Raw genomic sequence first — 22,384 nt, 5'->3', positions numbered from 1 at the left:
GCGATGACCAGTCTGCCGGACTTCGCCACGCTGCCCCTGGACGCCGCCGCTCCCGGTGCCTCTTCCGCCGACTGGAGCCGCCGTTTCGCGGCGGAAACCGGGGCCGATCCGGCCACAGCGCTGTGGCGCACGCCGGAGATGCTGGACGTCAAACCGCTCTACACGGCGGCCGACCTCGACGGGCTCGACCATCTGGCGACCATGCCGGGGATGGCGCCCTTCCTGCGCGGCCCCTACCCGACGATGTACGTCGACAAGCCCTGGACGGTGCGGCAGTACGCCGGTTTCTCGACCGCGCAGGAATCCAACGCCTTCTACCGGCGCAACCTCGCGGCCGGGCAGAAGGGCTTGTCGGTCGCCTTCGATCTCGCCACCCACCGCGGCTACGACAGCGACCACCCGCGCGTCACCGGCGACGTCGGTATGGCGGGGGTCGCCATCGACTCCATCCTGGACATGAAGACGCTGTTCGACGGCATCCCGCTCGACCAGATGTCGGTGTCGATGACGATGAACGGCGCGGTGCTGCCGGTGCTGGCCGGCTACATCGTCGCCGCCGAGGAGCAGGGGGTGACCGCCGACAAGTTGAGCGGCACCATCCAGAACGACATCCTCAAGGAGTTCATGGTCCGCAACACCTACATCTACCCGCCCAAGCCCTCGATGCGGATCATCTCCGACATCTTCGCCTTCACCTCGCAGCACATGCCGAAGTTCAACTCGATCTCAATCTCCGGCTATCACCTGCAGGAGGCGGGGGCGACCGCCGACCTGGAACTGGCCTACACGCTGGCCGACGGCGTGGAGTACGCGCGTGCCGGGCTGGCCGCCGGGCTGACCATCGACCAGTTCGCGCCGCGCCTGTCCTTCTTCTGGGCGATCGGCATGAACTTCTTCATGGAAGTCGCCAAAATGCGCGCCGGCCGCATGCTGTGGGCCAAGCTGATCAAGGAGTTCGCCCCGAAGAGCGACAAGTCGCTGTCGCTGCGCACCCATTCCCAGACCTCGGGCTGGAGCCTGACGGCGCAGGACGTCTTCAACAACGTGACGCGCACCTGCATCGAGGCGATGGCCTCCACGCAGGGCCACACCCAGTCGCTTCACACCAACGCGCTCGACGAGGCCCTGGCGCTGCCGACCGACTTCTCCGCGCGCATCGCCCGCAACACCCAGCTTTTCCTCCAGCAGGAGAGCGGTACCTGCCGGGTGATCGACCCCTGGGGCGGCAGCTATTACGTCGAGCGGCTGACCCGCGAACTGGCCGCCCGCGCCTGGGGCCACATCCGCGAGGTCGAGGAGACCGGCGGCATGGCGAAGGCGATCGAGACCGGCATCCCCAAAATGCGCGTCGAGGAGGCCGCCGCCCGCACCCAGGCCCGCATCGATTCCGGCCGCCAGACCGTCGTCGGCGTCAACAAGTACCGGCTGGAGCAGGAGGAGGCCATCGAGGTGCTGAAGGTGGACAACTCCGCCGTCCGCGCCCAGCAGATCGCCCAGCTCGAACGGCTGCGCGCCGAGCGCGATCCCATCCGCTGCCGCCAGACGCTGGAGGCCTTGACCAACGCGGCGGCCGCCGGCGACGGCAACCTGCTGGCCCTGTCGGTGGACGCCATCCGCGCCCGCGCCACGGTCGGCGAGATCTCCGACGCGCTGGAAAAGGTGTATGGCCGTCACAAGGCCGAGATCCGCACCATCACCGGCATCTACGCCGGCGAGGTGGGGCGGCAGTCCGACGCCATCGCCAGGGTGCGGGCGCTGGTGGCGGAGTTCGCCGAGCGGGATGGCCGCCGCCCGCGCATTATGGTGGCGAAGATGGGCCAGGACGGCCACGACCGCGGCCAGAAGGTGATCGCCACCGCCTTCGCCGACTTGGGCTTCGACGTGGACGTCGGGCCGCTGTTCCAGACGCCGGAGGAGGCCGCGCGGCAGGCGGTGGAGAACGACTGCCACATCGTCGGCGTCAGCTCGCTGGCGGCAGGCCATCTGACGCTGGTGCCGCAGTTGAAGGCGGAGCTGGAGCGTCACGGGGCCGGCGACATCCTGATCGTGGTCGGCGGCGTGGTGCCGCCGCAGGATTACGACGCGCTCTACGCCGCCGGCGCCACGGCGATCTTCCCGCCGGGCACCGTCATCAGCGAGGCGGCGGTAGACCTGCTGCGCATCCTCAACGAGCGCCACGGCTACGCGCCGAAGGCGGCGTAGCCGTGGCGCGTGTGGCGATCACGGTGCCGGAACCGCGGCCCTTATCCCCAGCATGTGGCAGGTGGCGAGGGTGATGTCGGAACGGTTCAGGGTGTGGAAGTGGAAATCCCGGACGCCCTGAGCCTGAAGGGCCTGACACTGCTCCGCCGCCACCGTCGCGGCGACGAGCCTGCGGGTCTCGGGGTCGTCGTCCAACCCTTCGAAGGTTTCGACCAGCCTGGCCGGCATCGAGGCGCCGCATTTGGCAGCAAATTCCACGGCACGGGCGACGTTGGTGATCGGCAGGATGCCGGGAATCACCGGCACATGGATGCCCGCCGCGGCGCAGCGGTCGAGAAAACGGAAATAAACGTCGTTGTCGAAGAAGAAGTGGGTGATGGCACGAGTCGCCCCAGCGTCCACCTTGCGCTTCAGGTTGTCCAGGTCGAACTGCGCGCTTGGCGCTTCCGGGTGGGACTCTGGATAGGCGGCGACCGAGATCTCGAAATCGGCGATGCGCCTCATTCCCGCCACCAGATTGGCGGCGTAGGCGTAGCCGCCGGGAGACGGTTCGCAACGCCCGCTGCCGCCGGGCATGTCCGACGGGTCACCGCGCAGTGCCACCAGATGGCGGATGCCGGCATTCCAGTAGCTGTGGGCGATGGCGTCGATCTCGTCCCGCGTCGCGCCGACGCAGGTGACATGCACTGCCGCCGGAAGGCCGGTCTCGTCCTGGATTCGGCAGACGGTGGCGTGGGTGCGTTCGCGGGTCGAACCGCCGGCCCCGTGGGTCACCGACATGAAGATTGGAGCCAATGGGGCCAGCCGCCGGATCGACTGCCACAGGCCCTGCTCCATCCTCTCCGTCTTCGACGGAATGAATTCGAAGCTGATCGACGGCGGTGCGGACAGAGAGGCGGTCATGACAGCGCTCCCGGCGCGGCTTGAACGGCGTCGTCCCGCCGGTAGGTGATGGTTACCCCGGCCGAATCGATCTGCGGGAGCACGTTGGGCTTCTCGATGGACACCTCGGCCTCGACGACGCGCTGGTCGGCAAGGCAGAGGTCGCCGATGCGGTCCGCCAGGCATTCCAAGAGCTGGGTGTGCGGCCCGTCGGCCAGCTTCTCCAACGCCAGGACCAACCCTTCGTAGGACAGGACGGTCGCCACGTCGTCGGGGAAACGCGGTCGGCCGCGTTCGACGACCAGCCGCACATCGATGCGCAAGCGCTGACGGCGGCCACGTTCGTGGGCGTAAACCCCGATTTGGAAAGGGGCGACAAACCCCCGGACGGTGATCACATAGGTGCCGCAGCCAGCCAAGACGGGTTCTCCACAAGCGGAAGGGTGATCGAAGGCCGGCAGGCGGCCTTGGCGGTGTCGTTCGTCCAGGCCCGACGGATGCCCAACGCCGCTCTCGGCTCACGTCGCGGCGTGGTCCCATGCACGGGGAACCGAGCCTGCAGAAGACGATCGACATGGTTCTCCCCTGTCCGGCCAAGCGCTCGGCCAGCGGATCGGTGTCGTAATAAGGACGTCCGGGAACGGAAACCAGGCGGGCGCACGAGAGGAGACCAGCGACAGACGCTGGACACGGCCCACGCGACCACCGGGACACCCCGCCCGAGGACGAACGAACGGTCACGGCAGGTCTCCTGGCTCGCGGGTCGGCACCATTCCGTCCGGCCTTCCCGGTGCCCAACGAGGCACCAGTGGCGCTGAGGCGACGAAACGACTCTCCGCTTACAGTTGCGGGGGCAGCGCCGGACTGGCCATCGGATCTGGCGGCACCGGCTTCCCTCTTAGCTCCCGGCCCCGAGCGGAACCGGCAGAACCATGACGTCGCGATCCAACCGCAACGCCGCAATCCTGTCAAGAGAGACATAAAGACACCTTTATGTTTCTATACGCCGAGCGTCACCGTTGTTGCGACGATAACGGCATCAAGCGCATCCGGACTTCCTGCGGCTGGCTTCGGTCGGAGGCCTCAAGGCTTCACGGTGTCCACCCTCGTCTTTCCCAGTCGTCGCGCCGGGGGCTTTCCGGATCATCCCTGCTGCGTGCCGTGCTGGATGTCTTGGAAGGCCGGGACTGGAACCGGCCGCCCCTGACCGTCGACGGCGACCAGGACGAACCATCCCTCGGCAGCCAGCCGGCGCTCCCCGGACGCCAAAGTCTCGGCGACGAGGGAGACATGGACGGTCATCGACCGTTTCCCGACCGTGTCGACCCGTCCGACCAAGTCGGCCAGTTGGCCGACCATGACGGGGGTGTGGAATGTGATCCGCTCTGAGGAGGCCATCACGACCGCATGGCGGGCGGCGCGGCTGGCGGTGATGAAGGCGGCCTTTCCCATGAGGCTGAGGGCCGTGCCTCCGAACAGCGTGCCGTAATGGTTGGCCTGCTCGGGGAAAATCATCTCAAGGCAGCGGGTTTCCCGTCCGTTTGGAAAGGGAAACTGGCTTTCTGCGGTGGGAGGGATGGTGTTCATGTGTGCATCCGCCTGCAACCACGCGCTCCAAGGTGTTGGACGCGCACGTTATATGGATGGGCGTTCTGGTCGATGGCTAAAACGGCTGAAATCAGGAACGATGATCCTGCAAATCTGCGAACAGTGCAAAGCGGTGGGCCTCCATGGCGAAACCGGGGTCATCATGACAACACAGGCAGAAAGCGAGGTCACATGGATCGCAGGACATTCCTTGGCGCAAGTGCTGGAGCTTTGGCGCTTGGTGCTGTCCGGGTGCCATTGTCACACGCGCAATCGCCCTTGCCGGAGTTGCGGCCCGCCGCAGACCCCTATGCTCGCCTCCAAGGTGGCATGCCGCACCATCTGACGCCGGATCAGGAAGCGCAACGTGTCTTCGACAGTCCAGCTCCCGCCGGCCCGCCAGGTCGTTGGGTCAGCCGCGCCGCGCTTCCAATCCCGCGCAGCGAAATGGCCTGGGCCACCGTCAGTGCGGCACGGATGCATGTCGTGGGCGGCTATGGCGAAGGTGCCGTCAATCGTGCCTACCACCACATCTATACCCCGGTGGCCGACCTCTGGTATGAGGGCGCTGCCTTGCCGCGTGGCGCCAACCATGTCGCGGTCGCCGCAGAAGCCGGCCGCGTCTACGCGCTTGGCGGGTTCATCGAGCAAAACCGGCGGTCCGATACGAACGCCTACGCCTACGATGTGACCACCAACGCCTGGACCCCCATTGCGCCACTGCCACGCCCCCGCGGTGCGGCGGCGGCTGTGGTACTCGATGGCGCCATTCATCTGATCGGTGGCGCATCGGAGCCGGCCAGCGAACGGGCGAGCGTCGGTTGGCACGAAGTCTATGACCCAAAGACCGATCGCTGGTCGGCCCGCAAACCGCTCCCGGGGGCGCGCGATCATGTCGGGTGCGTTGTTCATGCCGGCGCGATCCACGTCGTTGGCGGCCGCTTCAACACGTTCGAGTACAACACCGATCTGCACCACGTTTACCTCCCGGATCGGGACACATGGGAGATGCGGGCGCCGTTGCCGACGGCCCGGTCGGGCCATGGGCTTGTCGTTTACCGTGACCGCCTCTTCGCCATGGGGGGAGAAGGCGGAATTCTCAACGGCGGGGTACCGCGGCAGGCAAAAGTGTTCGGGCAGATGGAAAGCTATGATCCGGGCAGCGACAGCTGGCAACACCATGCGCCGATGCCGACGCCGCGCCATGCGGTTGGAGCCGTGACGATCGGCGACTGGATCCATGTAGCGGGTGGTGGTGCGGTCCTCGGCGGCTCCGTCCAATCCGCCGTGCACGAAGCCTTCACATTGGGGTGATGTTGCAGCACCGCCCTGTGCGGGCACCCGCCAATCGACGAACGAACGGAAGCGAAGCGCCAAGTTCTCCTTTCGCCACAATGCCGCTTTCGAACCCCTACCGATCAGCCTCCTCAAGCTTGTGGTCCGCCGCGCTGCTTCTGCATCATGGACTGTGGTTGGAGACTGGAGGGAAAAGGGCAATGGCTGTTCAGTTCGCGAGGGTAGCACCGATTTTGCCAGTCCGGGATGTCCGTGCGGCGCTCGCCCACTACCGGCGTCTTGGTTTCGAGGCGACCGCTTACGAGGAAGCGGCCGCCGATCCCATTTACGGGTTTCTTGCCTGGGGCAGCGTGAGCCTCCACCTGGCGCGGGTTCCCGACCTGGACCCAGCACGCTCGGTTGCGGCCTGCTATCTCTACGTCGACGACGTTGACGCGTTGCATGCGGCATGGCAGGCCGCCGAAGTCGATGGCCGCCTGACCGCGATCGCCGCCACGCCCTATGGCCTGCGCGAGTTTGCCCACATCGATCCGGACGGCAACCTGTTGCGGGTCGGCGCACCCATCACGCCGAACACTCCATAAGGCTCCAGCCCGAGCGGGGAATCGGCGTTACGGGTGCCTCAACACCGTTGGGATGGTGACGGTCTCCGCACTATCCAGCGCCTGACGCATCGCTCGCTCGTCGGTGAAACGGCCGCGCAGGAGCCGTCCCTCGCAGACCACCTCGACATGGTCGGCAGCGAAGGGCCAGGGATCGACGACCAGTTCCGCCGGGTCGCCAGACAGTGAGTGGAGGCGGATTTCCGTCCGGGCCTCGCCAATGGTCGGGACATTGGGAATGCACGCTTCGCTGGTGAGACCCCATCCGATCTGCAAAGACATGCGGTCCACCGCAGCGACGAGCAATCGGTTGCGCTCGATCGCCTGCGGGGAGAGGATCGTCGCATAACGGGGGTTGTCCGTCATCGCCTCGACGCAGGCGCTTTGGAAGCGGTGCTGGTCGTCCAGGAAGCGGCGAACCAGCGCAGCATCCTCCGGCGGCGCTTTGGCGAAGTTGAAAAGGCTGCCGTAGATGGTGTCGGCGTGCAGCGAGACGAGAAGGGCCGGATAACGCCCGAACGCGAGCGCGCGGCGCACACCCTCCGTCCAAAGGCTCGTATGGATGGCGGCGCCGAGTTCCTGGAAGCTGTGTGGGCGGGCGGTCTGGGGGTTCAGCGTCGGGGCGGCTTCCCAGGACAGCCAGCCGATGTCATGCAGCTCCGCCCCGAGGCAGACCTCCTCGTAGGGTACGACCGGAGCGAAGATCCCGTTGCCCCAGGCGCGGAGCAACTGGCCTGACAGCCAGGCATGGCTCGGCTGCGGGATGGCGATCACATCTTTGCCGACATCACGAAACAGCATGATCAATTCCTCCAGCTCATGGTCGAGCCCGAGGCCGGCGACCTTGCCGTGTAAACGGATGCTGCCGGGGATCGTCTCGGTGGATGCTGGCGTGCCGGTCGACCGAATGGATGAAACGCTCGTCCCGCTCAAGGCCAGCAGCCAGCGGCTGCAACAACAGGCCAGACACATAGATGTATCCTTCTCGGCCAGTCACCACGAATTTCCCTCTTGCGCCAGAGGGGCCGTCCACACATGACCCTCACTTGGCTTGGGTCAGGCCACCAAGCCAACGTCTTCTGCTTGAGCGTGGCAGCGCGCTTTCGGCTTCGACGAGCGGAATGCTGTCGACCGGTTTGAGCAAATGCCAGGGATTGAACCAGCGCCCCCACTCAAGTGCCGCGGGCTGCGGGGTCCAAGGAGCCTTCTGCCCAGCCCGGAGCCGGCGCCCCGATCCGCCGTGCAGCGGCAGAGGCGCCCGCACGGAGGAAGCCTTAAGGGGTCAACGGAGACGGGAAATGGAAAGGCCGGGCGACGGGCGGTCAGCCGCGCTTCTGCCCGGACGTTTCCAGCGGCGCAGCGGGCGTGTCTTCCGGCTGATCGACCAGCATGACGCCGAGGCCGCGGGCCGACGACAGAAAGATGACGCCATGCTCCTCCAACGCCTTGCGCACGGCGTCGCGCGTCGTGTCGCGCACGTCAAGTCGGTCCGATTCAAGCCGCTTCAGGGCGGTCAAGGCGACCAGAGCCGTGTCCGCCAGCATTTCCTGCGTCCAGCCGAGGAGCGCCCGCGCCGCCCGTATTTGCCTGGGTGTGATCATCGATGATCACATTCCCGAAGCGCGCGTCCGGCGCCACCAAGACGACTATTATAGTCGCATTGCAATGCCGATGGGGATACACTCCCGAGCCGAAATGGTCCACCGCCTTTTCCCGGCCACAGAGTGGTGATGGAGGGACCGCATACCCGCCCCACCCCGCCACCGGCATCGCCCATCCTCACGTGGCGGCAAACGCCTGGAAATGAACCGACAACGGTATGGAGGACACGGCCGGCCTGGATCGAAGAGAAGCAGTGATCGTCGGCGCGCGGCCGGTACGAACCGGCACATCCCGAGGGGCAATGAGGACATCAGCCATGACCAAGGACACGCCCATCCACGTCCTCATCGCAGAGGACGACGTGCTGGTCGCCTGGGCGCTGCGCGCCATCCTGGAGGAAGCTGGCTACCACGTCACGCTCGCCCACGACGGCGTGCAGGCGCTCGCACTCCAGGCCCAGGGCCCCGTCGACGTGCTGATGACCGATTTCCAGATGCCCCGCCTCGACGGACGGGAACTGATCCGGCGGTTACGGGCAACGCGCCCCGCGCTGCCGGTGGTCATGATGACCGGCGCCCCGGACGACACTGCCCTCGACGAACTGCGCGACGCAACGGAAGCCGGCATCGTCATCCTGGCCAAACCGGTGAGTTCCCCGCCGGTCATCGCGGCCATCCAGACCGTGCTTGGCTTTTCGTGACAGCGCTCAAGCGCGTGGGTGGAAGCGGCCCTTGTGCCCGGCAACGTCACGAAAGGGTCAAAAAGCCATTTAAGGAATATGGATTTTGACCGGCCAGCAACGATTGCATACAATAGTATGCAACATCAACGCCGAGTGCTCTGTGCCATGACCGATGTTCTCGAGCAGGCCACCAGGATTGTGGCCGCCTACGTCCGAAACCACCGTGTCGGTGTCGAGGAGGTGCCGCCGCTGATCGCAGCCGTGCACCGGGCCCTGACGACCCTTGGCACGCCTGCGAAACCGCCTAACCTCGTACGGGAGCCAGCGGTGCCGATCCGCCGCTCGGTGACTCCCGACTATATCGTCTGTCTCGAAGACGGCCGGAGGCTGAAGATGCTGAAGCGCCATCTACGAACCGTCTATGGCCTGTCGCCGGAGGAGTACCGGACGCGATGGAAACTGCCGGACAACTACCCGATGACCGCTCCAAACCACGCGGCGTCCTGCTCCGCGCTCGCCAAGGCGAGGGGACTCGGTCGAACCGGGCGGAGATTACGGAACGCACCGTAAGGGGCGCCGCCCGCTTGTCGGATCTCCGTCTCGGGTTCCGGCTTGGGCTGCACAGCCCCATCGGGAACTCCCTGTCTCAGAAGCGTTGTCGGCGATCGCTCGACGTCGTCATGGCGCTGAACACTCAAAATGCTGACTTCTGCTCCCGACGCCGGTCCAGAGCGACATCGAATTGGCGCAGCAGGCGGCTCAACGTCTCGAAATCGACGTGGCGGGACGGCAAATTCTTCATGCAACGATTGTCCAGATGCACCACGCTGATCAGCGCCGACACGCAATAGCCCAGAAGCCAGTAATGCGCATGGATTGTGCGCAGGAACTCGCGGAACAGTGACGGTGACCCATTCATCAGCGCCTTGAAGCTCTTCTCGTACTCGCCCAGAATGTGGCGGATATCCAGCAGAGTGGCGTTGAGCATATGCCCCACCCGGTCAATGTGCATCAGCAAATGCTCATCGTAGGGACGGTGCATTTTCAAGTCAGCCGGCACGCATTCCCGGGATCTCAACCATGTGATGATGGTGCGGACCCGCGGAGCGATGCGGCGGAGTTGGTATTCATAGAAGGTGATCCCCTTCCAGGCGCTGAAGATTGCGTCGGCTTCGGAGTGATCGATGCCGAAGGCCGATACGAAATGCCCGGCCTCTTCCATGTCGGGATTCCAGATGGCGTCGAGAAACCGAGCAACGATTGCCTCGCTGCCGATACCATCGTTGACGGCCTTGCGCACGATTGGCTCCACTCGCCGGCTGATCAGCCGACGCAACTGGGCCTCTTCCTCTGCGGCAATCTGCCAATAACGTTGATCGAGCCGAATTTTCTTCGCTTCGAAGTAAGTCTTCAGCAGAAAGGCATCCAGAGATGGAATGTTGTCGATCAGGGATAGAAGGCTAAGGTCATTATGGACACTTTCCTGTTCCACCGCTTCGGGACCGAAGTGCTCCTCCAATAGAACGGTGCTGTTGCGGGACCTCAGATAGATGGCGACCCCACCGGTCTCCCATTGACGGCCGTCATGGGGGATGTAAATGCCGGTTTCGACCGGACGCTTGCTGAGCGCGTTCCCAGCGTCGCAATTCAGGAAATCGTGCCCGTCGCCCTGGCTTTCGTCGAAATTCGGGTACTTGAACAGGATGACATGGTTCAGAGCATGCGTCCGGAAGAGATGGGCCTCTTCCGGCAGGCTTTGGGTAATGGACAGCAGGTTCAGCGATACGCTGGAACCTCCGTATAAGATTTGCTCCAGGATCGGTGAGATTGCTTCAAAGTGACGTCGCATACGCACAAGGCTCCTCTTTCGCACTCGCCAGAGGGCACAGGCTTTCGCTCGGGATGGGCAAGTTGCTCATCCGTTTGTTTCCGTCAAAGCGGACAGCACCCGCCTTTGACAGAAAAAATGATGTTCACTTTCTATCCGAACAGAAACCATCAAGAGCGCTGACGATTTCATTGGGAATTTAATTTTCTCTATAAAGATCTTTATGCCCTCCCTCGTCGCGAGTTGCCAGATCCATTTGAAAACATTGAACATCAACAACCCTTAATATACATTTTACTGCCAATCGGTAGCGGGTGGTCATTTTGACGCAGTGGCATCGCACACGAAAAATGTTCTTTGCGTTCCGTGCGTTATCTTGATTGCACAGTTCGGGCTGCGCCTTTGGGCGATCATGGTGACGGCAACCGCCGATCCGACCAGCGCGGCAACGAGGCTTCCTCTGTTCACCGTCAAATGATCCCGACTTGTGCGCTCGGACATGATTCCTGTGTTTGCGGAGCTTGGCGGTGCTCTCTTGGCAGTCACCCACCCAAAGCATGGAAAGAGGCACGAGCCACGCTAGGCTTCCTTTACGGTCAGCGCGGTCAGGTCGGCGAGAACGCCGCGGATGAAGTCCCAGGGATAGCCGTCGGCGTCCGGCTCCAACTCGCTCCATTCGGTCGCGATGGCGAGCTTGGCGATGACGCCGAGGAGCGAGTGTGCCGGCATGCGGGACGCGGTCTTGAGCAACTCGTCCACCCGCCGATCCGCTGCGGCCTCCCGCTCCACGGCGCTGGTGAGGCCGACCGCGGCCGCCTCGGCGTCCCAGCGCGCCTGTGCGGCGGCGAGGTCACGCTTCAGTCGCCGGCGCAGGGAGCGGGTGGCCGGCGCCGTCCCCAGCACCCGGTCGATCTGGCGGGCTTCCGTGGCGACAATCGAGGGGCGCCCTGGGTCGTCGAGGGGGATTTCGACACGGGGAAAGCCGATCGTCTCGGCTAATTCCCGTTCTAGGCGTTGGGCCTCGCGGCACAGCCGCTGCGAGGAGGCGAAGGTCTCCCGCCAATCCTGCCAGAGCAGGATGAGCGGGTCGGCGTCCTGACTCTCTCTCAAAGTGGAGGTCAGTAGACGAGCAGCGGCAACGATGCTCCCTTTCCGGGATGCGTGGCTTATCTTTGGCGTTCGCGTCCTTGGAGACACGTCACCTCCTTTGCGGCTTTCGCCGCAACTGATATGATGCAAAATGACATTAATGATGACACCATAAAAAATGATTGATGCCAAGAATAATGTCATTTCGCCGGCGCAATGTCGTGCGGGACGGGCTCTGGTGCGGATGAACCAGCAGAACCTCGCGAAGGCGGCGGAGGTTTCGACGAAGACCGTGGCCGACTTCGAGCGGGAAATTGAGCGCCAACTCAACGTCCGGACCCTTCGTGCACTTCGCGCGGCGTTGGAGGCTGCCGGTGTGGAATTCATCCCAGAGAACGGCGGCGGCGAAGGGGTTCGGTTCAAGAAGGATCGGCCGCAGGAGACGGACGTCATTTGATCATGCCCTCGACCGCGCCCACGGTCGCCTTGACCAAATCGAAGATCCCCCGGCGCACGTGTGGGTCCTTGATCCGGTAGTAGCACTTGGCCAATTCCAGCGTCTCCCGCCGCCCCATCGGTGGCGATTTAGTATCAGGCGGTTCGGAGGCACGGAGCGCCGTGTCCGGCATGTCGTCAAAGAAGAAACTGACCGGCACGTCGAGCACCTCCGCCAACTGCCAGAGCCGAGACGCTGCGATGCCGTTGGTGCCGTGCTCGTACTTTTGGATCTGCTGAAACGTCAGGCCGAGCCTTCGCCCCAGTTCGGTCTGCGACAGGCCAAGCAGCGTGCGGCGCAGCCGCAGCCGGCTGCCCACGTGCGTGTCCACCATGTCCAGCCCGCTCCCGGCCTTGGGCCGGCGACCACGCCCCTGGTGCTTCGCCCCCGATACGACGTCCACGAAGTCTCCTCCTGCCTCAGGCCTTTCCCTGCGGGGTGAGCGTTCGGCATTTCTCGCGCTTTGGATGTGCAGCATGGACCGTAGCGCACCTGCTCCTAACGAAATGTTACTCATAGTCTGTAGACCGATAGGCTGCACGCCGGCTAGCTGCCCGGATGGATATCCGCCAGCAGGTTGGGCTCAACGTTCAGCGGATCAGGCGCACGCGCGGCTGGTCGCAGGAGGAGCTCGCCTTCGAGTCGGGGCTGCACCGCACCTACATCAGCGGCATCGAGCGCGGCGCCCGTAACCCGACCATCACGGTGCTGAAGGAGCTCGCCGACGCGCTGGGCGTGCCGCCGGGAGTGCTTCTGGACACCCAGCACCTCCTGCCATCCGGCTGAATGGGTGGACCAGGAAGGCCCTGAGGCCCGATTCGGCCCGACGTTGGCCGACCGTTCCGATCGGCGATGAGGGGGGCTGGTTCTGCAAGCGCCGCACCGCCCCCACTCCAAGTTCAAGCCACTGCGCCGAGGGACAGGGTGTCGAGCGGCTGAAGCCGATGGGTCAGGCGCTCGATCACACTCGTGAAGGCGGGCGCCGACGAATTGGCCTCGGCGAACTCGACGTGAACGGCGTCACCATAAAGGCTGCGAACCTCAAACATGATCTGCACGCCATGCCGGTCCAGGCGCAAGGAACCGCGATCAGCGGCGCCGAGGCCGGTCAGCCCGGTGATCATGGCACCGCCAACCGACAGGTTCACGACCTGCCCGGACTGCGTCTGACCGCCGACCGTCACGGTGCAGGGCTCGTCCACCCGATAGCGCGGCTGCCGACGGCGGTCCGCTTCGCTGGTCGACGTGCGAACGACGCGGACGAGGACGTGCCGAAGCTCCTCGATGCTGCTGGCGACCGCGCCCGATCCGTCACGCAGGCGCTGCGCCTGCCCGCCCGTGTGCTCAGCCTCCTGGGACACCACGGCGATGCGGGCCGACACCTCCTGCGCCGCGTTCGAGGTTTCGACGACGTTGCGGCTGATCTCCTGGGTTGCTGCCGCCTGCTCCTCCATGGCCGCCGCGATGGCGCTGGAGATCCGATCGATCTCGCCGATGGTGGCGCCGATCTCATCCACCGCCGTCACCGCCGTCGCCGTCGCTCCCTGAATCTCCGCGATCTGGCGAGTGATCTCCCCGGTCGAGCGCGCCGTCTGATTGGCAAGATTTTTCACCTCCTGCGCCACGACGGCGAAACCCTTGCCGGCCTCCCCGGCGCGCGCCGCCTCGATGGTGGCGTTCAACGCCAGCAAATTGGTCTGCGCGGCGATATCGCTGATCAATTTCACCACTTCGTCGATGCGCCCCACCGTGTCGGACAGCGACCGGATCGTCCCCTGGGTCTGCTGTCCAGTCTCCACCGCCCGCCGGGTGACGGCACCGGCCTGGGCGATCTGCCCGGAGATCTCGTGGATCGACGCCGCCAGCTGCTCCGTTGCCGCGGCCACGGTCTGGGCGTTCGCCAGCGCTTGCCCGGCGGCCCCGGCGACGCTCTGTGCGTTGATGCTCACCCGGTCGGCCGAGTTGGCCATGCCGTCGGCGTCCCGGGCCATCGCACCGGTGTACCGCGCCACCTGCTCCACGGCTCGGCCCGCCTCGCGTTCGATCGTCTCGGCCATGCGCCGCATCGCCTCCGCCTTGCGCGCCTCGGCTTTGGCACGGGCGTGCTCCTGCGCCGCGCGGAGCCGCTGTGCTTCGACCATGCTGTCGCGAAAGACAACCACGGCGCGCGCCATGGCGCCGATCTCGTCCCGCTGCTCCAGCGCCGGGATCGCGGTGTCAGTGTTGCCACCCGCCAGACTCCGCATGACGCCGGTGAGCCGGATGACCGGCGTCGCGATGATGCGATACAGCGCCACGTTGATCCCGGCGACCAGGGCGATCAGCGCGGCGATGGCGATCAAGGTGCGCCGGACGGCGTCGTCGGTGGTCACGACCGCATGCTCGGCCAGTTCGGCGGAACGAGCTTGAGCGGCGTCGGCGATGGCAGTCAGGCGATCCTGCATGGCCAAGCGCAACGGACGAGCCTCGCCGAACCAGATGCGGTCGTTCACCTGCCGTGAACGGATCATTTCGGCCAGCGCCCCGGTGAACACGGCGTGCGCGGCGACGGCGTCACGAAACTTCGGACCGGTCGCGGCCAGCCGTTCAAGTTCGGCAACCGGAGCGCGCAACGCCTCCTCCGCCCGCGCGATATTCGCGGCGTCACCATCCGCACCGGTCACCAGGAAAGCCGCTGCCGCATCGAAGGCAGCCTTCATCCCCCGTTCATAGACACGAATGGCGCTGCCATGCGGGCTGTTGGCCTCCGTCGTGCCAACCGCGGCTGCGACCTCCCGGTCAAGAACCGCCCGCGCTGTCCGATAGTCCTGTTCGGAGGCCTGGAGGGAACGCCGCCGAGCGGCAATACCCCGCTCCGCCAGCTCACCGTAGCGCTGCATCATCTCCCGCGCCTCGTGCAGCGTCGCCTTCCGATCGGGGTGTACGGACGCCTCGATGACCCGGTCGAGGAGCATCCGGCTCTGCTCCCGGCCCTGCACGCTCACCGTTTCGAGCCGCTTCACCTCCTCCTCGCTGCCTGCCGCCGTGATGGCGAGGTTCGTGTAGGCGACGCCCATGAAACGGGCCTGAATCTCCTGCGTGATCGACGCCACCTGCGCCGCGCGCTGCGACAGGGTCATGTCGGTGCGAACCTGGTCGAAAACCTCGTGCGTCCAATAGGCGATGCCGGCGACCAGCATCACCACCAGAATACCGCTGCCGGAGAGCTTCGCGGCGATCGAAATGTTCCTGAAAGCCGTCAGCATTGTGTTCTGTTTCCTCCTATTGTTCTGAACGCGTTCATGGAGACGACTGCGCTTCGTTCTTTAGTCAGGTATCCTTTCTCGGGAGCGTCCGGCCCGGTCAGCGTTGCTTGGAGTCCCGGGAACCACCGTGCCCGTGCGCCGGGCGGAGACGTCCGGGTTGGGCAGGCGGCGAACCCCGGCTCACGCCCGATCTCAGGTCCGTTTGGGACACCGGGTCATGGCGGCCTCGTCAATGCGGAGGGATGAGGACCCCCATCGCCGGCATCGAAACGTCGGCCAGAACGTCGGCCCCGAGGATCTCAGGCGCTTGACGACCGTTTGACGCGGTCTGGATGCGACATCCCGCGTAACGGAATTCCGTCGCGATAGTCGAAACTGCATCTCAGCGGCTATTGCCATAGAAAAAGAAAATCAATGCCAAACGGCCTAGCGATCTTACAAAATCAAAATGCAACGAGACTTCAGCAAGTACGCCGAATTGACAATTTATTACATGGAATCACAACGCATTAATTTGCTTGCAAAGCGAATACTGAACCGAATTCGCTCACAAACTCCTCTGAAAACATTTTGCGCTAAGCAATTTTATTTTCAAGTCGCCTTGTCTGCGACATAAGTGCGCAACGATGGCGCCCTATTGACCTCCCATGGTTGCTTGGCTCGCCTGAGCTTTGACAGGCGTGACGAGGCGCCTCTGAAGAGAGTGCTGGCCGGAAGGCGGCACCAGCGTTTCGGAATCGAACGGCTCAGGGTTACGGGGCAGCGTGTCCTGCATGTCGTCGTCGAAGAAACTGACCGGCACGTGGAACTCCTCCGTCAACGGCCAGAGCCGGGACGCGGCGATGCCGTTGGTGCTGTGCTCATATTTTTGGATCTGCTGAAACGTCAGGCCGAGCAGCGTGCGGCGCGACCGCAGCCGGCTGTCCACGTGCGTGTCCACCATGCCCAGCCCGCTCCCGGCCTTGGACCGACGGCCGCGCCCCTGGCGCTTCGCCCCCGATACGACGTCCACGAAGTCTCCTCCTGCCTCAGGCCTTCCTGCGCGGTGAATGTTAGCCGTTTCTCGCGTTCCGGCTGTGCCGTCCCGGACCGTAGCGCGCCTGCTCCTAACAAAATGTTACTCATAGTCTGTAGACCGATAGGCTGCACGCCGGCTAGCTGCCCGGATGGATATCCGTCAGCAGGTCGGGCTCAACGTTCAGCGGATCAGGCGCACGCGCGGCTGGTCGCAAGAGGAGCTTGCCTTCGAGTCGGGTCTGCACCGCACCTACATCAGCGGCATCGAGCGCGGCGCACGCAACCCGACCGTCACGGTGCTGAAGGAACTCGCCGACGCGCTGGGCGTGCCGCCGGGAGTGCTTCTGGACACCCATCACCTCCTGCCATCCGGCTGAATGGGTGGACCAGGAAGGCCCTGGCGCCCAATTCGGCCCGACGTTGGCCGACCGTTCCGATCGGCGATGAGGGGGGCCGGTTCTGCAAGCGCCGCACCGGCCCCACTCCAAGTTCAAGCCACTGCGCCGAGGGACAGGGTGTCGAGCGGCTGAAGCCATGGGTCAGGCGCTCGATCACACCCGTGAAGGCGGGAGCCGACGAATCGGCCTCAGCGAACTCGACGTGAACGGCGTCACCATAAAGGCTGCGAACCTCAAACCCGATCTGCACGCCATGCCGGTCCAGGCGCAAGTAACCGTGATCAGCGGCGCCGAGGCCGGTCAGCCCGGTGATCATGGCACCGCCAACCGACAGGCTCACGACCTGCCCGGACTGCGTCTGACCGCCGACCGTCACGGTGCAGGGCTCGTCCACCGCCGTCACCGCCGTCACCGTCGCTCCCTGAATCTCGGCGATCTGGCGGGTGATCTCCCCGGTCGAGCGCGCCGTCTGATTGGCAAGATTTTTTCACCTCCTGCGCCACGACGGCGAAACCCTTTCCGGCCTACCCGCCGCTGTCGCCGATGGCCTTGCGAACCGCGTTGATGTGGCTGGTGATGGTCGATTCCGAGACGATCCGTCCGTTCCACACCGCCTCCAGCAAATCGTCCTTGCTGACGACGCGGTCGTGGTTGCGGACGAGATGCAGCAGCAGGTCGAAGACCTGCGGGCCAACGCCCACGACCTGTCCGCGCAGGGTCAGTTCCCGGCGCTCCTGATCGAGCACACACTCTCCGAAACGGAACGGCAAGGCCCGCACCTCCCTGGACCGAGCGCCATCGCCTCCCTGTCCGGGGCAGCGGGCGAACGATGCGCCCTTGATAGCACGGCGGCGCATGGACGGCTGCACCGTTCGCGTCGAGGCGCGCCGTATGGTTTCTTGGACGGAAGTCCAAGCATTCTTGGAGGGCAATTCAAGCCCGCCGCAAGGACTTCCCCGGCGTGCGCGGGCACTCTGTTTTCCATCGACGGCGCTGGTTTGCGTCGAGAAGCGGAGAGCCCCATGAAGATCGTCGTCATCGGAGGCACCGGCCTCATCGGATCGAAGCTGGTGCAGACCCTCCGCGAGCGCGGCCACGATGCGCTCGCAGCCTCGCCAAAAAACGGGCGTGAACACCATCACCCGCGAGGGCTTGGCCTAGGCGATGGACGGAGCCGCCGTTGTCGTCGACGTGGCGAACGCGCCGGCCTGGGAGGACAAGGCCGTCCTCGACTTCTTCGAGACCTCGGGCCGCAACCTGCTCGCCGCCGAAGCGGCCGCCGGTGTCCGCCATCACGTCGCCCTCTCGATCGTCGGCAGCGAACGGCTTCCCGACAACGGCTATTTCCGGGCGAAAGTCGCCCAGGAAAACCTCATCAAGGCGTCGGGCATTCCCCACACCATCCTGCGCGCCACGCAGTTTTTCGAATTCGTCGGCGGGATCGCGCAGTCGGCCACCATCGGCGGGGAGATCCGCCTGTCGCCGGCGCTGATCCAGCCGGTCGCCTCCGACGACGTCGTGGCGGCCCTCGCCGAGGTCGCGCTCGCGTCGCCGGTCAACGGCACGCTCGAAGTCGCCGGTCCGGAGGCGATCCCGCTCGACGAGTTGGTCCGGCGCTTCCTGCAGGCGACAAAGGACACGCGCAAGGTCGTGCCGGACATCCACGCGCGCTACTTCGGCGACGTTCTCAACGATCAATCACTGACCTCCGGCCGGGGCGCCCAACTCGGCGCCATCCGGTTCGAGGACTGGCTCGGCCAGCAAACCGCGCGCTGAGGGGCGTCGAAGACACCCGGCGGCCATGGGCCGGCGCTGTGGGAACCGCAATCAATTGTTGATAGGAAAGGCAAAGGACATGGCACGCTTGGCTTGGTACGAGGTTGCGCCCGACGGCGCGAAGGCTCTCTTCGGCGTCCACCATTACGTCACGAAGAGCACCAACCTGCCCGAGGAACTCATCCACCTCGTGTTCCTCAGGGTCTCGCAGATCAACGGCTGCGCTCACTGCATCGATCTGCACAGCCGCGACCTCCGGAAGACCATGTCGATCGACAAGGTCACGCTGGCGCCGGTGTGGGAGGAGGTCCCGCACCTGTTCTCCGACACGGAGCGCGCGGCCTTGGCCTGGGCCGAAGAGGTGACCCGCGTCAGCGAAACCCACGCGTCCGACGCCGCCTACGCGGCGGCATCGTCGGCGTTCGAGCCGAAGGATCTGATCGATCTCACCATCGCCATCGCGGCGATGAATGCCTTCAACCGGCTGGGTGCCCCCTTCCGTCTCCCGGTGGCCGCCAAGGCCTGAGCCGATGCGGATGGGAGTGGTGGCGACGCCGGAACCCGCCGCAACCAGCACGTCTCTGTGGCGCAGCGACGGGTGATCCATGTTCAGAGGGTCGCCGCGCTGCGCGATATGATCGGCCTCGCGTAGTTCATGGCGCCTCCCGCCAGCCCTTCGGCATCGTCGACTCATGTATGGCGCGACACCTGACGGAACCCTTATACGGAATTGCGACCAAGCAGCGGAGCGACCGTTCTCAGGGCATGGTCCAAATCCATGAGCAAGTCTCGTTCCCCTTCCAATCCGATGGACAAGCGCAACAGGCTGTCGTCAATGCCCGCTGCGCGCCGCGCCTCGATCCCCATGCTCGCGTGCGTCATCGTCGCCGGATGAGCGACGAGGCTTTCGATGCCGCCAAGGGACTCGGCGAGCGTGAACACTTTCACCGCCTCCACGAAACGGCGTGCGCCGTCCGCTCCGCCTTTGATGTTGAAGCTCAGCATGGCGCCGTAGCCACGCTGCTGGCGCTCCGCGATGGCGTGGCCGGGGTGAGACGGCAGGCCTGGATAATGCACGGTCTCCACGCACGGATGACGATCGAGAAAATCGGCCATCGCAAAAGCAGTGCGCTGCTGGTGCTCCAGCCGTGGGAACAGCGTTCTCAAGCCACGCAACGTCAGGTACGCGTCGAAGGGCGACCCTGTGAGGCCCATCGCGTTCGCCCAATCCTTGAGGTGGTTCAGATCCCGCGTGTCCGCGGCGATGACGGCTCCCCCCACGACGTCGGAATGGCCGTTGAGGTACTTGGTCGTTGAATGGATGACGAAGTCGGCCCCGAGCGCCAGCGGCTGCTGGAGCGCGGGCGAAAGGAAGGTGTTGTCGACGGCGATCTTTGCTCCCGCCGCTTTGCCTTGCTCGGCCAGCTTCGCGATGTCGGTGATGCGCATCAGCGGATTGCTTGGGGTTTCGATCAGGATGAGGGCCGGGCCGTGTCGAAGAGCCTCGGCGAAACCTGCCGCCTCGTTCAGATTGACGAACGCCACGTCGAAATGCCCCTTCGCCGCTCGCATCGAAAGCAGGCGATGGGTTCCGCCGTAGCAATCGTGAGGAGCGACTACCAGGTCGCCAGGGTCAAGCGTCGCCAGCAGCAGGCTGACAGCGGCCATGCCGGTGGCCGTGACCACCGCACCGGCGCCACCCTCCAATTGGGCGAGGGTATCGGCGAGCAGATCGCGCGTCGGGTTGGCCGTTCGCGAATAGTCGTATGGTCCGGGCTTCTCAAAGCCGGGAAACCGGTAGGTGGTCGACAGGTGGATCGGCGGCGTCACCGCGCCGTACTGCGCGTCGCTCCCAATGCCGTTGGCGGCGGCGATCGTCTGCGGGGATTTTCCATTGTCCATGCTCGGCATCCTTTGCTGCGTGCTGCGGTCCGGCTGTTCGACCGCTCCCGGCCCGCCCCGATGGCGCCGCGTCAGCGCGCCACCGCCCGAAGGTTCGCGGCGCGGCTTGTCCGTCCGGGCTCGCTCGCCACATCGCCCCGCATGGTGCGCGCCAGGTTATAGACCATCATGAGCGCACCCGCGAGAAACAGGGCGCCGCCGGCTGCGCGGATGACGTGGAAGGGGTGCGTGGCCGTGACCGTCTCGACGAACGAATATTGGAGAAAGCCAAGGGTGTCGTAGGCGCGCCACATCAGACCCTGCATGATGCCCGACACCCACATGGCGGCGATGTAAAGCAGAATGCCCACGCTCGCCGTCCAGAAATGCAGGCTGACCAGCCCCACGGAGTAAAGGCGCTTCCGCCCCCAGAGCCGCGGGACGAGATGGTAGAGGGAGCCGAACACCATGAAGGCCACCCAGCCGAGCGCGCCGGAATGCACATGGCCGACCGTCCAGTCGGTGTAGTGCGACAGGGCGTTCACCGGCTTGATGGCCATCAGCGGACCCTCGAAGGTCGACATGCCGTAGAAGGCCACCGACGTCACGAGGAAGCGCAGGACCGGGTCGGTGCGCAGCTTGTCCCAGGCACCCGACAGGGTCATGATGCCGTTGATCATGCCGCCCCAGGACGGCATCCAAAGCATGATCGAAAAGGTCATGCCCAGCGTCTGCGCCCAGTCCGGCAGGGCCGTGTAGTGCAGATGATGCGGACCGGCCCAGATGTAGATGAACACCAGCGACCAGAAATGCACGATCGACAGGCGGTACGAATAGACCGGCCGCTCCGCCTGTTTCGGCACGAAATAATACATCATGCCGACGACACCGGCGGTCAGGAAGAAGCCGACGATGTTGTGCCCGAACCACCACTGCACCATCGCGTCCTGCACACCGGACAGCAACGGGTAGCTCTTCGCTCCGGTGAAGGAGACGGGCACGGCCAGATTGTTCAGCGTGTGCACCATGCCGACGACGATGACGAAGGACAGGTAGAACCACAGGGCCACATAGATGTGCCTCTCCCGCCGCTGCAGGATCGTCCGGACCAGGATCGTCGCGTAGAGCAGCCACACACCGAGCAGAAACAGGTCGGTGTACCACTCGAACTCCGCGTACTCCTTGCTCTGGGTGGCGCCCATCACGTAGCCGGACACCGCCAGGAGGACGAATATCTGATAGCACCCGAACAGCAGCTGGTGCAGTTCACGGCTTCCCCATAGGGCAGTTCGGCAGGTCCGTTGCGCCACGAAGAAGGACGAGCCGATCAGCGCGTTCCCGGTGAAGGCATAGACGATCAGAGTGGTGTGGATCGGCCGGACGCGGCCGAAGCTCGTCCATTCCAGCCCGAGGTTGAACGTCGGAGCGACCAGCAGAAGGGCAACCCACAGGCCCATTGCCAGTCCGGCCACACACCAGAACAGGGATGCCTGGATGAACATCCGCACCGCGGCGTCTCCGGCGTCGTACGAGGCCGCGTCGCCGTCCGGCCGGCCGGCCGCGGGTATGGATAGCGTGGTGCTGATCGCGAGATCGGTCATGCGCAAGACCCTGTCGACGTCGCAAGGCGGGAACGGCCGGACGGCCGACGTCATGGCGGCCCGGTCGGCGATGGCCGGTCAGGGCCGCCCGGCGCAGGGCGCGCGGACTCCCGTCCCGTTTTGGAATGGGAGGATCACAGGCGCCTTGCCCGACGGCTCGTAACACGGTTGCGCAGAGCCTAGGTCGCGCCTAAGCATAG

General features: G+C 65.0%; 23 protein-coding genes and 1 riboswitch. Of the genes, 10 read left to right on the top strand and 13 right to left on the bottom strand.

Going from position 1 to position 22,384, the window contains the following annotated elements:
• Positions 1 to 3 precede the first annotated feature (3 nt).
• Positions 4 to 2,202, top strand: a complete 2,199-nt coding sequence (scpA, locus tag ACWPN7_RS28585) for a methylmalonyl-CoA mutase (protein ID WP_459198080.1) — start codon at positions 4 to 6, stop codon at positions 2,200 to 2,202.
• Positions 2,203 to 2,220: 18 nt separating this feature from the next.
• Here scpA and metF read toward each other — a convergent pair whose 3' ends face one another.
• From metF to ACWPN7_RS28570, 3 genes are all read right to left on the bottom strand, one after another.
• Positions 2,221 to 3,105: a methylenetetrahydrofolate reductase [NAD(P)H] gene (gene metF, locus ACWPN7_RS28580; protein WP_456525948.1), complete on the bottom strand. Its 885-nt coding sequence runs from the start codon at positions 3,103 to 3,105 to the stop codon at positions 2,221 to 2,223.
• A complete protein-coding gene (locus ACWPN7_RS28575; RefSeq protein ID WP_247887874.1) occupies positions 3,102 to 3,482 on the bottom strand; it encodes a dihydroneopterin aldolase in 381 nt (126 codons plus the stop codon). The genes metF and ACWPN7_RS28575 overlap by 4 nt, the downstream gene beginning before the upstream one ends.
• 326 nt (positions 3,483 to 3,808) lie before the next feature.
• Positions 3,809 to 4,029: riboswitch (cobalamin riboswitch) on the bottom strand.
• A gap of 198 nt (positions 4,030 to 4,227) precedes the next feature.
• Complete coding sequence (locus ACWPN7_RS28570; protein ID WP_200775807.1) at positions 4,228 to 4,599, bottom strand: acyl-CoA thioesterase; 372 nt, start codon at positions 4,597 to 4,599, stop codon at positions 4,228 to 4,230.
• Between the two features lie 402 nt (positions 4,600 to 5,001).
• Between ACWPN7_RS28570 and ACWPN7_RS28565 the strand changes: the two genes are divergently transcribed.
• Together ACWPN7_RS28565 and ACWPN7_RS28560 are read left to right on the top strand one after the other, a co-directional pair.
• On the top strand, positions 5,002 to 5,985 hold the full coding sequence (locus ACWPN7_RS28565) for a Kelch repeat-containing protein (protein ID WP_200775806.1): 984 nt from the start codon (positions 5,002 to 5,004) through the stop codon (positions 5,983 to 5,985).
• 182 nt (positions 5,986 to 6,167) lie between these two features.
• Entirely contained in the window at positions 6,168 to 6,551 is a 384-nt protein-coding gene (locus ACWPN7_RS28560) for a bleomycin resistance protein (protein WP_051658163.1), read from the top strand.
• A 27-nt stretch (positions 6,552 to 6,578) separates the two neighbouring features.
• Here ACWPN7_RS28560 and ACWPN7_RS28555 read toward each other — a convergent pair whose 3' ends face one another.
• Positions 6,579 to 7,541: a DUF3891 family protein gene (locus ACWPN7_RS28555; RefSeq protein ID WP_247891774.1), complete on the bottom strand. Its 963-nt coding sequence runs from the start codon at positions 7,539 to 7,541 to the stop codon at positions 6,579 to 6,581.
• 350 nt (positions 7,542 to 7,891) lie between these two features.
• On the bottom strand, positions 7,892 to 8,170 hold the full coding sequence (locus ACWPN7_RS28550) for a helix-turn-helix domain-containing protein (protein ID WP_200775805.1): 279 nt from the start codon (positions 8,168 to 8,170) through the stop codon (positions 7,892 to 7,894).
• Positions 8,171 to 8,487: 317 nt separating this feature from the next.
• Between ACWPN7_RS28550 and ACWPN7_RS28545 the strand changes: the two genes are divergently transcribed.
• Both ACWPN7_RS28545 and ACWPN7_RS28540 read left to right on the top strand, forming a co-directional pair.
• Positions 8,488 to 8,871, top strand: coding sequence for a response regulator (locus ACWPN7_RS28545; protein WP_492273537.1), 384 nt, complete (start codon positions 8,488 to 8,490; stop codon positions 8,869 to 8,871).
• A 147-nt stretch (positions 8,872 to 9,018) separates the two neighbouring features.
• Positions 9,019 to 9,423 (top strand): Ros/MucR family transcriptional regulator, encoded by a 405-nt coding sequence (locus tag ACWPN7_RS28540; RefSeq protein ID WP_200528939.1) that lies wholly within the window; start codon positions 9,019 to 9,021, stop codon positions 9,421 to 9,423.
• A 124-nt stretch (positions 9,424 to 9,547) separates the two neighbouring features.
• Here the strand turns inward: ACWPN7_RS28540 and ACWPN7_RS28535 are convergent, their stop codons facing one another.
• Positions 9,548 to 10,702: a hypothetical protein gene (locus tag ACWPN7_RS28535; protein ID WP_200775804.1), complete on the bottom strand. Its 1,155-nt coding sequence runs from the start codon at positions 10,700 to 10,702 to the stop codon at positions 9,548 to 9,550.
• A gap of 558 nt (positions 10,703 to 11,260) precedes the next feature.
• Positions 11,261 to 11,791, bottom strand: coding sequence for a hypothetical protein (locus ACWPN7_RS28530; RefSeq protein ID WP_456525949.1), 531 nt, complete (start codon positions 11,789 to 11,791; stop codon positions 11,261 to 11,263).
• Between the two features lie 157 nt (positions 11,792 to 11,948).
• On the opposite strand from ACWPN7_RS28530, the gene ACWPN7_RS28525 reads away from it, so the two are divergent.
• Positions 11,949 to 12,227 carry a transcriptional regulator gene (locus tag ACWPN7_RS28525; protein WP_307832586.1) on the top strand — a complete coding sequence of 93 codons (279 nt, stop codon included), beginning with the start codon at positions 11,949 to 11,951 and terminating at the stop codon, positions 12,225 to 12,227.
• Here the strand turns inward: ACWPN7_RS28525 and ACWPN7_RS28520 are convergent.
• Positions 12,220 to 12,669: a helix-turn-helix domain-containing protein gene (locus tag ACWPN7_RS28520; RefSeq protein WP_492273536.1), complete on the bottom strand. Its 450-nt coding sequence runs from the start codon at positions 12,667 to 12,669 to the stop codon at positions 12,220 to 12,222. The genes ACWPN7_RS28525 and ACWPN7_RS28520 overlap by 8 nt on opposite strands.
• 155 nt (positions 12,670 to 12,824) lie before the next feature.
• Here ACWPN7_RS28520 and ACWPN7_RS28515 point away from each other — a divergent pair, with 155 nt between their 5' ends.
• Positions 12,825 to 13,052, top strand: coding sequence for a helix-turn-helix domain-containing protein (locus ACWPN7_RS28515; protein ID WP_200475207.1), 228 nt, complete (start codon positions 12,825 to 12,827; stop codon positions 13,050 to 13,052).
• A gap of 113 nt (positions 13,053 to 13,165) precedes the next feature.
• Here ACWPN7_RS28515 and ACWPN7_RS28510 read toward each other — a convergent pair whose 3' ends face one another.
• Positions 13,166 to 15,511 (bottom strand): methyl-accepting chemotaxis protein, encoded by a 2,346-nt coding sequence (locus tag ACWPN7_RS28510; protein ID WP_492273535.1) that lies wholly within the window; start codon positions 15,509 to 15,511, stop codon positions 13,166 to 13,168.
• Between the two features lie 634 nt (positions 15,512 to 16,145).
• Positions 16,146 to 16,523 carry a hypothetical protein gene (locus ACWPN7_RS28505; RefSeq protein WP_137106388.1) on the bottom strand — a complete coding sequence of 126 codons (378 nt, stop codon included), beginning with the start codon at positions 16,521 to 16,523 and terminating at the stop codon, positions 16,146 to 16,148.
• 154 nt (positions 16,524 to 16,677) lie between these two features.
• On the opposite strand from ACWPN7_RS28505, the gene ACWPN7_RS28500 reads away from it, so the two are divergent.
• A complete protein-coding gene (locus tag ACWPN7_RS28500) occupies positions 16,678 to 16,905 on the top strand; it encodes a helix-turn-helix domain-containing protein (RefSeq protein ID WP_194911012.1) in 228 nt (75 codons plus the stop codon).
• Positions 16,906 to 17,450: 545 nt separating this feature from the next.
• On the opposite strand, the gene ACWPN7_RS28495 is transcribed toward ACWPN7_RS28500, so the two are convergent.
• Complete coding sequence (locus tag ACWPN7_RS28495) at positions 17,451 to 17,672, bottom strand: winged helix-turn-helix domain-containing protein (RefSeq protein WP_372441509.1); 222 nt, start codon at positions 17,670 to 17,672, stop codon at positions 17,451 to 17,453.
• A gap of 418 nt (positions 17,673 to 18,090) precedes the next feature.
• Here ACWPN7_RS28495 and ACWPN7_RS28490 point away from each other — a divergent pair, with 418 nt between their 5' ends.
• Positions 18,091 to 18,702, top strand: coding sequence for an SDR family oxidoreductase (locus tag ACWPN7_RS28490; protein ID WP_492273534.1), 612 nt, complete (start codon positions 18,091 to 18,093; stop codon positions 18,700 to 18,702).
• A 79-nt stretch (positions 18,703 to 18,781) separates the two neighbouring features.
• A complete protein-coding gene (locus tag ACWPN7_RS28485; RefSeq protein WP_200475206.1) occupies positions 18,782 to 19,228 on the top strand; it encodes a carboxymuconolactone decarboxylase family protein in 447 nt (148 codons plus the stop codon).
• A 194-nt stretch (positions 19,229 to 19,422) separates the two neighbouring features.
• On the opposite strand, the gene metB is transcribed toward ACWPN7_RS28485, so the two are convergent.
• Together metB and ccoN are read right to left on the bottom strand one after the other, a co-directional pair.
• Positions 19,423 to 20,604: a cystathionine gamma-synthase gene (gene metB / locus ACWPN7_RS28480; RefSeq protein ID WP_194911010.1), complete on the bottom strand. Its 1,182-nt coding sequence runs from the start codon at positions 20,602 to 20,604 to the stop codon at positions 19,423 to 19,425.
• Between the two features lie 71 nt (positions 20,605 to 20,675).
• Positions 20,676 to 22,085 carry a cytochrome-c oxidase, cbb3-type subunit I gene (gene ccoN, locus ACWPN7_RS28475; RefSeq protein ID WP_247891475.1) on the bottom strand — a complete coding sequence of 470 codons (1,410 nt, stop codon included), beginning with the start codon at positions 22,083 to 22,085 and terminating at the stop codon, positions 20,676 to 20,678.
• Positions 22,086 to 22,384 lie beyond the last annotated feature (299 nt).

Source organism: Azospirillum sp. UENF 312511, from assembly GCF_058780635.1.
Note: the sequence above shows the minus strand (reverse complement) of the source record. Positions and strands in the feature narration are given on the sequence as shown.

Bases quoted from the DNA above. Each gene is read 5' to 3' on its own strand.
- ACWPN7_RS28550 (WP_200775805.1), bottom strand. From the start codon at position 8,170: ATGATCACACCCAGGCAAATACGGGCGGCGCGGGCGCTCCTCGGCTGG.
- ACWPN7_RS28545 (WP_492273537.1), top strand. From the start codon at position 8,488: ATGACCAAGGACACGCCCATCCACGTCCTCATCGCAGAGGACGACGTG.
- ACWPN7_RS28500 (WP_194911012.1), top strand. From the start codon at position 16,678: ATGGATATCCGTCAGCAGGTCGGGCTCAACGTTCAGCGGATCAGGCGC.
- metB (WP_194911010.1), bottom strand. From the start codon at position 20,604: ATGGACAATGGAAAATCCCCGCAGACGATCGCCGCCGCCAACGGCATT.
- scpA (WP_459198080.1), top strand. From the start codon at position 4: ATGACCAGTCTGCCGGACTTCGCCACGCTGCCCCTGGACGCCGCCGCT.
- ACWPN7_RS28525 (WP_307832586.1), top strand. From the start codon at position 11,949: ATGATTGATGCCAAGAATAATGTCATTTCGCCGGCGCAATGTCGTGCG.
- ccoN (WP_247891475.1), bottom strand. From the start codon at position 22,085: ATGTTCATCCAGGCATCCCTGTTCTGGTGTGTGGCCGGACTGGCAATG.
- ACWPN7_RS28555 (WP_247891774.1), bottom strand. From the start codon at position 7,541: ATGTGTCTGGCCTGTTGTTGCAGCCGCTGGCTGCTGGCCTTGAGCGGG.
- ACWPN7_RS28565 (WP_200775806.1), top strand. From the start codon at position 5,002: ATGCCGCACCATCTGACGCCGGATCAGGAAGCGCAACGTGTCTTCGAC.
- ACWPN7_RS28570 (WP_200775807.1), bottom strand. From the start codon at position 4,599: ATGATTTTCCCCGAGCAGGCCAACCATTACGGCACGCTGTTCGGAGGC.
- ACWPN7_RS28535 (WP_200775804.1), bottom strand. From the start codon at position 10,702: ATGCGACGTCACTTTGAAGCAATCTCACCGATCCTGGAGCAAATCTTA.
- ACWPN7_RS28515 (WP_200475207.1), top strand. From the start codon at position 12,825: ATGGATATCCGCCAGCAGGTTGGGCTCAACGTTCAGCGGATCAGGCGC.
- ACWPN7_RS28540 (WP_200528939.1), top strand. From the start codon at position 9,019: ATGACCGATGTTCTCGAGCAGGCCACCAGGATTGTGGCCGCCTACGTC.
- ACWPN7_RS28490 (WP_492273534.1), top strand. From the start codon at position 18,091: ATGGACGGAGCCGCCGTTGTCGTCGACGTGGCGAACGCGCCGGCCTGG.
- ACWPN7_RS28560 (WP_051658163.1), top strand. From the start codon at position 6,168: ATGGCTGTTCAGTTCGCGAGGGTAGCACCGATTTTGCCAGTCCGGGAT.
- ACWPN7_RS28485 (WP_200475206.1), top strand. From the start codon at position 18,782: ATGGCACGCTTGGCTTGGTACGAGGTTGCGCCCGACGGCGCGAAGGCT.
- ACWPN7_RS28510 (WP_492273535.1), bottom strand. From the start codon at position 15,511: ATGCTGACGGCTTTCAGGAACATTTCGATCGCCGCGAAGCTCTCCGGC.
- metF (WP_456525948.1), bottom strand. From the start codon at position 3,105: ATGACCGCCTCTCTGTCCGCACCGCCGTCGATCAGCTTCGAATTCATT.